This is a genomic window from Mesorhizobium sp. Cs1321R2N1 (genome assembly GCF_037179725.1).
GTDB lineage: Bacteria > Pseudomonadota > Alphaproteobacteria > Rhizobiales > Rhizobiaceae > Mesorhizobium > Mesorhizobium salmacidum.
Genome location: NZ_JAPYKP010000005.1, coordinates 96,113 through 106,570, shown reverse-complemented (window position 1 = coordinate 106,570; position 10,458 = coordinate 96,113). Strand labels below are relative to the sequence as shown.

Annotated in this window: 14 protein-coding genes; 2 read left to right on the top strand and 12 right to left on the bottom strand. The window is 61.3% G+C overall.

Translation table 11 applies throughout. The annotated features are described in order from the left end of the window. The 6 genes from O7A61_RS02945 to eno all read right to left on the bottom strand — a co-directional run. Positions 1–478, bottom strand: a 478-nt coding sequence (locus tag O7A61_RS02945) for a biotin/lipoyl-containing protein (protein ID WP_337128272.1), incomplete at its 3' end; no start/stop codon positions are given. Positions 479–481: 3 nt separating this feature from the next. Continuing rightward, the gene (locus O7A61_RS02940) at positions 482–769 is read right to left on the bottom strand and encodes a hypothetical protein (RefSeq protein WP_337107134.1); all 288 of its coding nucleotides are present in this window, start codon (positions 767–769) and stop codon (positions 482–484) included. Positions 770–781: 12 nt separating this feature from the next. Next, positions 782–2,179: a pyruvate dehydrogenase complex E1 component subunit beta gene (locus tag O7A61_RS02935; protein ID WP_337128271.1), complete on the bottom strand. Its 1,398-nt coding sequence runs from the start codon at positions 2,177–2,179 to the stop codon at positions 782–784. 14 nt (positions 2,180–2,193) lie between these two features. Further along, complete coding sequence (pdhA, locus tag O7A61_RS02930; RefSeq protein WP_337128270.1) at positions 2,194–3,231, bottom strand: pyruvate dehydrogenase (acetyl-transferring) E1 component subunit alpha; 1,038 nt, start codon at positions 3,229–3,231, stop codon at positions 2,194–2,196. A gap of 191 nt (positions 3,232–3,422) precedes the next feature. After that, positions 3,423–3,746, bottom strand: coding sequence for an FtsB family cell division protein (locus O7A61_RS02925; RefSeq protein ID WP_027146758.1), 324 nt, complete (start codon positions 3,744–3,746; stop codon positions 3,423–3,425). Positions 3,747–3,897: 151 nt separating this feature from the next. Continuing rightward, on the bottom strand, positions 3,898–5,172 hold the full coding sequence (eno, locus tag O7A61_RS02920; RefSeq protein WP_337107138.1) for a phosphopyruvate hydratase: 1,275 nt from the start codon (positions 5,170–5,172) through the stop codon (positions 3,898–3,900). 201 nt (positions 5,173–5,373) lie between these two features. Between eno and O7A61_RS02915 the strand changes: the two genes are divergently transcribed. Further along, positions 5,374–5,499, top strand: a complete 126-nt coding sequence (locus O7A61_RS02915; RefSeq protein WP_084636826.1) for a hypothetical protein — start codon at positions 5,374–5,376, stop codon at positions 5,497–5,499. Positions 5,500–5,556: 57 nt separating this feature from the next. Here O7A61_RS02915 and O7A61_RS02910 read toward each other — a convergent pair whose 3' ends face one another. The 6 genes from O7A61_RS02910 to O7A61_RS02885 all read right to left on the bottom strand — a co-directional run bounded on the left by O7A61_RS02910 (position 5,557) and on the right by O7A61_RS02885 (position 8,750). Next, positions 5,557–5,922, bottom strand: coding sequence for a PRC-barrel domain-containing protein (locus O7A61_RS02910; protein ID WP_027145612.1), 366 nt, complete (start codon positions 5,920–5,922; stop codon positions 5,557–5,559). A gap of 83 nt (positions 5,923–6,005) precedes the next feature. Further along, entirely contained in the window at positions 6,006–6,209 is a 204-nt protein-coding gene (locus tag O7A61_RS02905) for a dodecin family protein (RefSeq protein WP_027145611.1), read from the bottom strand. 78 nt (positions 6,210–6,287) lie between these two features. Beyond that, the gene (gene kdsA / locus O7A61_RS02900; RefSeq protein ID WP_337128269.1) at positions 6,288–7,130 is read right to left on the bottom strand and encodes a 3-deoxy-8-phosphooctulonate synthase; all 843 of its coding nucleotides are present in this window, start codon (positions 7,128–7,130) and stop codon (positions 6,288–6,290) included. Next, positions 7,127–8,011, bottom strand: a complete 885-nt coding sequence (locus O7A61_RS02895; protein ID WP_337128268.1) for a VOC family protein — start codon at positions 8,009–8,011, stop codon at positions 7,127–7,129. The genes kdsA and O7A61_RS02895 overlap by 4 nt, the downstream gene beginning before the upstream one ends. Positions 8,012–8,190: 179 nt before the next feature. Then, a complete protein-coding gene (locus tag O7A61_RS02890; protein ID WP_027145608.1) occupies positions 8,191–8,481 on the bottom strand; it encodes a Dabb family protein in 291 nt (96 codons plus the stop codon). 134 nt (positions 8,482–8,615) lie between these two features. After that, positions 8,616–8,750, bottom strand: coding sequence for a hypothetical protein (locus O7A61_RS02885; RefSeq protein ID WP_263489212.1), 135 nt, complete (start codon positions 8,748–8,750; stop codon positions 8,616–8,618). A gap of 332 nt (positions 8,751–9,082) precedes the next feature. On the opposite strand from O7A61_RS02885, the gene O7A61_RS02880 reads away from it, so the two are divergent. Continuing rightward, the gene (locus O7A61_RS02880) at positions 9,083–10,339 is read left to right on the top strand and encodes a cyclopropane-fatty-acyl-phospholipid synthase family protein (RefSeq protein WP_337128267.1); all 1,257 of its coding nucleotides are present in this window, start codon (positions 9,083–9,085) and stop codon (positions 10,337–10,339) included. Positions 10,340–10,458: the final 119 nt, after the last annotated feature.

The following is a 10,458-nucleotide window of genomic DNA, read 5'->3' as shown; positions in this document are numbered from 1 at the left end:
GTGCGAGCGGCGATGCAAAGGTGCGGTCGCCAGCCGCATGACCATCGGCAGTGGCTGGAGCTGCCGAGGCAGGCTCGGCCTTCGACGCCCCGGCCATCGACGCCCCGGTCTTTGGTGTCTCGGCCTTTGATGCCTCGGGCTGCGGCGCTTCAGCCTTGGCGGCTTCAGCCTTCGGCGCTTCGGCTTTCGCCGGTGCGGCATCGCCACCGCTTTTGGCGGCAGCGCCCGCATCCTCGCCTTCGGCGGCAAGCACGGCGATCAGCGCGTTGACCTTGACGCCTTCGGTTCCGGCCGGCACGACGAGCTTGGCAACCGTACCCTCATCGACGGCCTCGACCTCCATCGTCGCCTTGTCGGTCTCGATCTCGGCGATGACATCGCCCGGCGAAACCTTGTCGCCTTCCTTGACCAGCCATTTTGACAGATTGCCTTCTTCCATCGTGGGCGACAGGGCCGGCATGGTGATGTTGATAGGCATCGCTCACTCCTGGATGAATTTGAAAAGGCCGCGCATGACGGTCAGCGTGGCGACAATGAACACGGGTGGCAAGACACCGAAATGGTAGCTGCCCTTGCCCATCTCGAGCACCATCATGCTGCCGGTCTGGTCGACCTTTGCGGAAGCAGTTGCCACAATGGCAAGAACCAGCGACGCGGCACCGCTGAGCATCAACAAAACCGCATCGAACTTCCCGGTCATCGATCGCACGAAAAATGCGACCACGACAGTGGGACCAATGATGGCTGCCAACGTCCAAAAAGACAGCATCCGCATTGCTCCCTAGCGATATGTGACTGCCTTAACCGCCTCGATGACCTCTCCGACATTCGGTAATGCCAGCTTTTCGAGGTTGGCCGCATAGGGCATCGGCACGTCCTTGCCGGCAATGGTGATGACCGGCGCGTCGAGGAAATCGAAGGCGCGTTGCGAGACCTGGTTGGCGATATGGTCGCCGACCGAATTCTGCGGGTAGCCTTCTTCGACCACGACCAGCCGGTTGGTCTTCTTGACCGAGGCGATGATGGTGTCGAGATCGAGTGGACGGATGGTCCTGAGGTCGATGATCTCGGCATCGATGCCCATGCCGCGCAGCTCGGCTTCAGCCTTGACCGCATAGGTCATGCCGATGCCGAAGGAGACGATGGTGACATCCTTGCCTGTCTTGTGGATGCGCGCCTTGCCGATCGGCAGCACGAAGTCATCCAGCTTCGGCACGTCGAAAGACTGGCCGTAGAGGATCTCATTCTCGAGGAAGATAATCGGGTTCGGATCGCGGATCGCCGCCTTGAGCAAGCCCTTGGCGTCGGCCGCCGTATATGGCATCACGACCTTCAAGCCCGGAATGTGGCTGTACCAGGCGGCATAGCACTGCGAGTGCTGTGCTGCGACACGGGCGGCGGCGCCGTTCGGCCCACGGAACACGATTGGAGCGCCCATCTGGCCGCCCGACATATAGAGCGTCTTGGCGGCCGAATTGATGATCTGGTCGATCGCCTGCATGGCGAAGTTGAAGGTCATGAACTCGACGATCGGCTTCAGGCCCGCCATCGCCGCACCGACGCCAACGCCGGCAAAACCATGTTCGGTGATCGGCGTGTCGACGACGCGACGCGGACCGAATTCCTGCAACAGGCCTTGCGTGATCTTGTAGGCGCCCTGGTATTCCGCGACTTCCTCGCCCATCACGAAGACATCGCCGTCGCGGCGCATTTCCTCGGCCATGGCATCGCGCAGCGCTTCACGCACGGTGGTCGAGACCATCTCGGTGCCGGCAGGAATATCGGGATCGGCGGCGATTTCCGCTTTCGGTGCGGCCGCGACGGGTGCGGCGGCTGGCTTTGCCACCTCCGCCTTGTCCTCGGCCGACGCTTCCGCATTTGCCGGTGCTTCCGCCTTGGCGGGAGCCGCGGACTTGCCGACATCGGCCGCGCTCTCGCCGTCCTGCAGCAGAACGGCGATCGGCGTGTTGACCTTGACGCCTTCGGTGCCGGCGGCGATCAGGATCTTGCCCAACGTGCCTTCATCGACGGCTTCGACTTCCATCGTCGCCTTGTCGGTTTCGATTTCGGCGAGCACGTCACCGGCGACGACCTTGTCCCCCTCGTTCTTCAACCATTTGGAAAGATTGCCCTCTTCCATGGTCGGCGAGAGCGCGGGCATGAGAATTTCGATCGGCATGTCCTGGCCCTCCCTTACAATACGATATCGGTCCAGAGCTCGGACGGATCCGGCTCGGCGTCGTGCTGGGCAAATTCGGCGGCGTCGGCGACAATGTCGCGAACCTCCTTGTCGACGGTCTTGAGTTCGTCCTCGGTTGCCCACTTTTTCTCGATGAGCCGCGCCTTGACCTGCTCGATGGGATCATGGTCGGAGCGCATCTTCTGGACTTCTTCCTTGGAGCGGTATTTCGCCGGGTCGGACATCGAGTGACCGCGATAGCGGTAGGTCTGCATTTCGAGAATGATGGGTCCGTTGCCGGCACGGCACCACTTGGTAGCCAAATCGCCGGCCGCCTTCACCGCACGTACGTCCATGCCGTCGACCTGGATGCCCGGAATCTTGAACGAGGCGCCGCGATGCGAAAAATTGGTTTCCGCCGATGAGCGCGAAACCGAGGTGCCCATGGCGTAGCGGTTGTTCTCGATGATGTAGATCACCGGCAACTTCCACAGCGAGGCCATGTTGAAGCTCTCATAGACCTGACCTTGGTTGGCGGCGCCGTCGCCGAAATAGGTCAGCGAGACATTGTTGTTGTCGCGGTAGCGGTTCGCGAAGGCCAGGCCGGTGCCGAGCGACACCTGCGCGCCGACAATGCCGTGACCGCCATAGAAATGCTTCTCCTTGGAGAACATGTGCATGGAGCCGCCCTTGCCCCTGGACAGGCCGCCGCGGCGTCCGGTCAGCTCGGCCATCACACCGCGCGGCGAAAGCTCCATCGCCAGCATGTGGCCGTGGTCGCGATAGGCCGTGATCATCTGGTCGCCGTCGATCAGCGCCATCTTCATGCCGGTGACCACGGCTTCCTGGCCGATATAGAGGTGGCAGAAGCCGCCAATGAAGCCCATGCCGTAGAGCTGGCCGGCCTTTTCCTCGAAGCGGCGAATGAGCAGCATGTGCCGGTAGGCGGCAAGCTCTTCGTCCTTGGTGAAGTCAGCAGGCTTGGGTGCCGGCAGACCGGATTTGCCGTCGGATTTCGATTTGGCAGGCGCTTTTCTGGCTGCGTTGGCCATGCATCACTCCCTGTTGGCGTCTCTTTGCGGACACTGGAGCAAGGTCAACCTGCTCCGGGGAGATCGCCCTCCCCTTCGATTTATGGGAGGCTAACACGTAGAAAGGCGTTCCGCCATGTCGAAATTGCATAGCTGGCATGCGCCTAAGCGGTTAAAATCATTGAAAATATTGCTGATTAACCGAAAATTGGTTACTTCGCCGAAACCGGCAGCATGATGGTGATCTCATCAGGTTGGGATAGATTGAGCGCTTTGCGCGCCTGCTCGTCGAGCATGTCCTTCTCCAGCGTGCCGTCATGCATGAGCTTGACGCGCCGTTCGAGCTCCGTCCTGCGCGCCTTGATCGCATCGAGCTGACCCTGCAGCGCGACCGTCTCGGCCTCCAGCTTGTATTTGGAATTGATGCCGAATTCACCATGGTAGGCATGAAAGCCGAAATAGGCCAGGAACACCACGCACAATGAGGGAATGATCAGCCGGCCGGTGTTTCTCTGCTTGTGCTGACGTGTCCACATGACCGATTCCCCGTGGCCGCGAACTCAGACGGCTCGAAGCCTTTTTCACCTGATTGTGCTTAACGGACGGTTACGGGAGGCCGCCCAGTCGGCCTGAAATGAAAAAGGGCGGGATGTCCCGCCCTCTCCATATCGACGATGTGCGGCCGGATCAGCTCTTGATCACCGACTTGCCGGCGTAACGCGCCTGCTTGCCGAGTTCTTCCTCGATGCGGATCAACTGGTTGTATTTGGCCATGCGGTCGGAGCGCGACAGCGAGCCGGTCTTGATCTGTCCGCAATTGGTGGCGACGGCAAGATCGGCGATGGTCGAATCCTCGGTCTCGCCCGAACGGTGCGACATGACGGCCGTGTAGGCTGCCTTGTGCGCGGTCTCGACCGCGTCGAGTGTCTCGGTCAGCGAGCCGATCTGGTTGACCTTGACCAGTATCGAGTTGGCGACACCCATGCGGATGCCATCGCGCAGGCGCGCCGTGTTGGTGACGAAGAGATCGTCGCCGACAAGCTGCGTCTTCTTGCCGATCAGGTCGGTCAGGTATTTCCAGCCTTCCCAGTCATCCTCGGCGAGGCCGTCCTCGATCGAGATGATCGGATAATCGGCGGCGAGCTTGGCGAGGTACTTGGCCTGCGCCTTGGGGTCGCGCGTCTTCTTCTCGCCCTCATAGACATAGTTGCCGTCCTTGAAGAACTCGGTCGCGGCGCAATCGAGGCCGAGCGCGATCTCTTCGCCCGGCTTGAATCCGGCCTTCTCGATCGATTCCATGATGAAGTCGAGCGCCACCGGCGCGCTCTTCAGGTTCGGCGCGAAGCCGCCCTCGTCACCGACATTGGTGTTGTGGCCGGCATCTTTCAGCTTCTTGCGCAGCGTGTGGAAGATTTCCGAACCCCAGCGCACGCCTTCGCGCAGCGTCGGCGCGCCGACCGGCAGGATCATGAATTCCTGGAAGTCGATCGGATTGTCGGCATGCGCGCCGCCATTGATGATGTTCATCATCGGCACCGGCAGGACATGCGCCTTGGTGCCGCCGACATAGCGATAGAGCGGCAGGCCGGCGGCATCGGCCGCGGCTTTCGCGACGGCCAGCGAAACGCCCAGAATGGCGTTGGCGCCGAGCCGGCTCTTGTTGGGCGTGCCGTCAAGCTCGATCATCGTCTGATCGATATGGATCTGGTTTTCGGCTTCCATGCCGCCGATCGCCTCGAACAGTTCGCCGTTGACCGCCTCGACGGCCTTCAGCACGCCCTTGCCGAGATAGCGGGCGCCGCCGTCGCGAAGTTCGACGGCTTCGTGGGCGCCGGTCGAGGCGCCCGACGGCACAGCGGCACGGCCCATCGAACCGTCTTCGAGAACGACATCGACCTCGACGGTCGGATTTCCACGGCTGTCCAGGATTTCACGCCCGACAATATCGATGATGGCGGTCATTGCGATGTCCTCGATTGATCTGGAGAAAGGGGGCGCGCCCGTCTTAGCCAAAGCGACGCAAAAGGCAATCGGGCCCTGGCCGAATATTGCCGTTCGCTCGATTCACGAAGCGCAAGTTTCTGTCATCATAAGTCATGCCACCACACGCGCATTCCAGGTTATGGATGTTGTCGCGCGGGGCGAAACAGGAGGAGTTTCGCCATGTCTGAGTTGAGCGGTATCGTCAGTCTGTTCCTGATCGCCGCGGCGTTCCTGACGTCATGCGACAATCAGCAGTCACCGCCAAAAGCCTTTGCGCCTTTGGCGGCTTCGCACATCAGCGAGTAGCGTTGCCTTGAATCGAAAAGGGGGCCGTCGAAACGACCCCCTTTTTCGATTGTGGCGTCAATGCCAATAGGGCCTGACTTTGTAATACTGATAGGACTCGTCGCGCGCGCTCTCGCCATCCGCGCCGGCCAGTTCGTTGATCGAATGGGCAGGCGCTGCCTTCAGCTGTTCCTTGGTGAAGGGTACGACATAGCCGCCTCTTGCCTCATCATAGTCGAGGCTTGCCCAAGGAATGGCGTGGTACTTCTCGCTAATGCCGAGAAAGCCACCGAAACCGATCACCGCGAACATGATGCCATTCGACGTCTTGTCGAGCATGACATCCTCGATGCTGCCGATGCTGTCGCCTTGGGTGTTGTAGACGGTAGTGCCGATGACTCGCGAAGCGGCAATGGCTTCGGTGTGGCCTGTCTGGGTTGTCATTATCGTACTCCTCGTTGTCGTTGATCTCTGCCTGACAATGAGGGGCGCGGGCGAAAGTTCCAGACTTTTTCATGGCTGCCTGATCACTCAGCGAGGATGAAAGTCACCTTCATGTTGACGCGATAGGCCGTGATCTTGCCGTCCTCGACAACGATCTTCTGGTCCTGGATCCAGGCGCCCTCGACGTTCTTCAGGGTCTTCGAGGCGCGCGCAATTCCCTGCTCGATGGCGTCTTGAAAGCTCTTGCTGGACGACGAGGTGATTTCGGTGACGCGGGCGACAGACATTGGCTTCCTCCTGCCAAAACGCTCATTTGCAGGACAAAGCGTATAACCGGGGCTTGTTCGCTACAAGGCGGTGGCTTTTCAGCCCTTTGCGATCCTGTCGAAGGCCATCAGCCTTTCCAGCAGTGCCGGCATGTCTTTCAGCGGCACCATGTTGGGACCATCGGAAGAGGTCGAATTGTCGGGGTCCTGATGGGTCTCGATAAAGACGCCCGCAACGCCGACGGCAACGGCCGCGCGGGCCAGCGTCTCGACAAAGCGGCGCTCCCCGCCAGACGACCCGCCCTGCCCGCCCGGCTGCTGCACCGAATGGGTGGCGTCGAAGACCACCGGGGCGCCGATCTCGGCCATGACAGGCAGAGCGCGCATATCCGACACCAGTGTGTTGTAGCCGAAAGAAGCGCCACGCTCGGTGGTCAGCACATTGGCATTGCCGGAACTGGTGATCTTGGCGACCACGTTCTTCATGTCCCAAGGCGCGAGGAATTGCCCCTTCTTGACATTGATGACCTTGCCCGTCCTTGCGGCGGCGACCAGCATATCGGTCTGGCGCGACAGGAAAGCCGGTATCTGCAGCACATCGACATGCGGAGCAACAATCGCGCACTGCTCCTCGGTGTGGACATCGGTCAGCACGGGCAGCGAGAATTCCTTGCGCAATTCGTCGAAAACGGGAAGCGCGGCGTCCATGCCGGCACCACGCGTTGCCGACAGCGAGGTGCGGTTGGCCTTGTCATAGCTCGTCTTGTAGACGAGGCCGATGCCGAGCCTGCCGGTCAGTTCCCTCAGCGCACCGGCCATATCGAAGGCGTGCTGGCGCGATTCGAACTGGCACGGGCCGGCGATCAGCGCGAGGGGCCCCGCATTGTCGAAGACGACATTGCCGACGGTTACCGACGAATTGGGCGCCAGGGGGTTGCTCATTGGATCTCCCGAAAGATGAAAGCCGCGCCCTGCCCCGGTGCCGGCCGCACGATGACGTCATTGCCCGACATATCGTGTTCGATGGCATTGGCCGCAAGCAGGCTTGCGGCGGCGTCAATGTCGCGGATCGAAAAACCCACGGCGGCGAAGCGCAATTCTGATGGCGCCCCGGCCGGCATTCCAAAGCGCGCCGTGAAAGAGGCGGCGTCCAGGACGGTCAAGATCGCGTTCGGCAGATGAAAAGCGCCGCCTTGCGTATCGGCGGACGGGTCGTTGACCGCCACTGAAATCAGCCGGTGCTGCTCGGCTGGGGCGCCGCCGCTGATTGCAATCACCTCGACAATTCCGTCGACGCCGTTGGGGTGAGCCTGCAATGCTGCGCGGTCCACTTTCGGCGCATTGATGCGCTGGCAGGTAAAAAGAAATGCGTCCGTTTGGCCGTGAGCCGCAGCAAAGGCGAGCTTGAACGATGCCGTATCGCTTTTGCCCGCCGCGTCGGTGAAGGTTCGCGAGAAGCTCAGCGTGTCTCCCGCCGACAGGCCGGCTTTGACATAGCGTTCATGGTCGCCATCGGCATTGTCCGTGCCAAGAACCACCGCGGAAAATCCCTCGTTGCCATGGCTTTCGCGATAAAGGCGGTCGCGCGCAACGAAGACATTGCCCTCGGCAGCCGCCTCTGTCGCAGCCTGTTCACTGCCAATCGCAAGCGGCTCCAGATAGGTGCCGTCGGCAACGAAAACACAGCAGTTTTCCGTGCCAAAGGGATGGATGCCGGTCGGAGCGACGACGAAGCCAAGCGCGTCGAGCCGGGCGCGCGCGGCATCGAGGCTCTGTGTCGGCAAAACCAGATGATCGAGCGGATGAATGCCTGATGAGGTCATGGAAGCGCGATGTGCATCATTCGGAAGATCGGTTCAAGACCTTGATCGCCGGCGGCGGCACGTCGCGCTGGACGAATTGCGGGCCTGGCGGAAGGCCATCAACCTTCCCGGCGGCCTTCACGTGCTGCCGGTTATTTCACGGGGCGCCGCGAACGGCACCTTCTGGAGCAAGCGCTGGATCAGCTTCCGGCCACGACATCAGCGGAATAGCGCAGTTCGCGCATTGGTTTGACGTTGCTGGTGGTCTGCGCATAGAGCGGGTGCGCCTTGTAGGCGGCCAGCGCCGCGTCATCGGCGAATTCCGCGTAGACGACGACATCAACTTCATCCGACAGCGGGTCGACCTTGGTGTTCAACGTGACCTCGAAAAGGCTGGAATGAGGAATATCGCCGAGCGCCAGCAGCCCGGTGCGAACTGCTTCCACATCTTCCTTGCGCCGTGCGCTGAAGAAAACGATATGCCGGATCAATCCCGCCTCCTCGATCTGAATGTCGGGGTCTTTTGTGACGGCGGTCCCTTCGCGTCAACCGGTCATGGCGCCACACGTCCTTGCGACGCGCCTCGATCGGTGCTGGACCTCAGCTGCCAATTTGAAGGGGATGTCTAGGTCTTGCCGGTGACGTAGCGCACCGCATGGGAAACCTCCCTGACCGTGACGTCGAGATACCGGCCCTGATTGTAGAGGCCGTCCCAGATCAGGAAGAACGCGATGGCGGCAATGACAATTACATAACGCATGGCTAAAGCTATCGCACTAGCGCTGCTGCTGCCATAGGCGTTTTTGATTGGGCTGCAGCGACCTTACGCAAGGCGTCAGATGCCGGGCGCCGCGTGGCACGGTCCAGCTTTCGGCATGCCTCTTGAAGTTCCCCCTCATGACGTGGAAGATTGTGGCAGGCATTCACTGGAAGCGCTGAAGCTCTGGCTAAGGGGCGCGCTTTCGTTCGAGCCCGCCTGTCGCCGGATCCGCAAGCTACCGGTCGAGGCAAGGGCGTTCGAACCCGGCGGATAATCCAAGGGAACCGTAGCTCGGCAATTGCGCCGACGCCACGGAGATCCAGGGGCATGGAATGGGACACGGGGAACATCACGGCATAGTGCCGAGCGAAGCGGTCAGGCTCGATGAATTCAATTTCGCCGAGATCGTCAAGGGCCTGCCGGCCAAGGCGCGCATGGTGCTGTCGGCGGCCATGAGCCTGCCGCGCGGATCGCTGAAGGTCAGGATGCCGGACGGCCGCGCCGTTCTCGTCGGCGGCAAGGCGCCGGGTCCCGACGCCGAACTCGTGCTTAAGAACTGGCGTCTGCCAGGCCGCGCCTTTTCCGGCGGCACGATCGGCGTTGCCGAATCCTATATGGACGGCGATTGGGAAAGCCCTGACGTCACCAGCTTCCTCGAACTGTTCGTGGTCAACTCGGCGATCGGCGAACGCGTCGCGGGCGGCGCCAGCTGGCTCATCAACACGGTCCAGCGCATCCGCCACTGGTTCAACGAGAACACCCGCACGGGGTCGAAGCGCAATATCTCGGCGCATTACGATCTCGGCAACGCCTTCTACAAGGAATGGCTCGACCCGAGCATGACCTATTCCTCGGCGCTTTATGCCAATGGCGCCAACGATCTCGAGAGCGCCCAAGCCGCCAAATACCGGGAGCTGGCCAGGGATACGGGCATAAGTGGTAAGGATCATGTGCTGGAGATCGGCTGCGGCTGGGGCGGCTTTGCCGAATTCGCGGCGCGCGAAATCGGCTGCCGGGTTACCGGATTGACCATCAGCCGCGAGCAGCACGATTTCGCCAAGGCGCGCATCGCCAAGGCCGGGCTTGCCGACAAGGTCGACATCAAGCTGCAAGATTACCGCGATGAAACCGGCACTTACGATCGCATCGCCTCGATTGAGATGTTCGAGGCTGTCGGCGAGAAATACTGGCCGGTATTCTTCTCCAAGATGAAGGCTTGCCTGAAGCCCGACGGCACCGCGGGGCTGCAGATCATCACCATCAACGAAGCCGCCTACGACACCTACCGCGCCAGGCCGGATTTCATCCAGCGCTACGTCTTCCCGGGCGGCATGCTGCCGACGCCGTCCATCTTGAAGTCGCTTGGCGCGACGCACGGCCTTGCCCATCTACGCGAACGCGTTTTCCCCGAGGACTATGCCCGCACGCTTGCCGAATGGCGCCAGCGTTTCCGGGGATCGTGGGAAAAGATCGTGCCGCTCGGCTTCGACGATCGTTTCAAGAAGCTCTGGGAATTCTACCTGCATTATTGCGAGGCCGGTTTCCGCACCAGCTATATCGACGTGCGCCAGGTGGTCTACAAGGCCTAAGGCTGGCCAGGCTGACAGCGGCTTTTCCTCGGATGCGCTGGATCTTGTCATGCCGGTGATCAAGGGCGATCCGCGCCGCCACCCCTCCAAAGAGCTGACTGGAGGCCTTGGAGATGCGG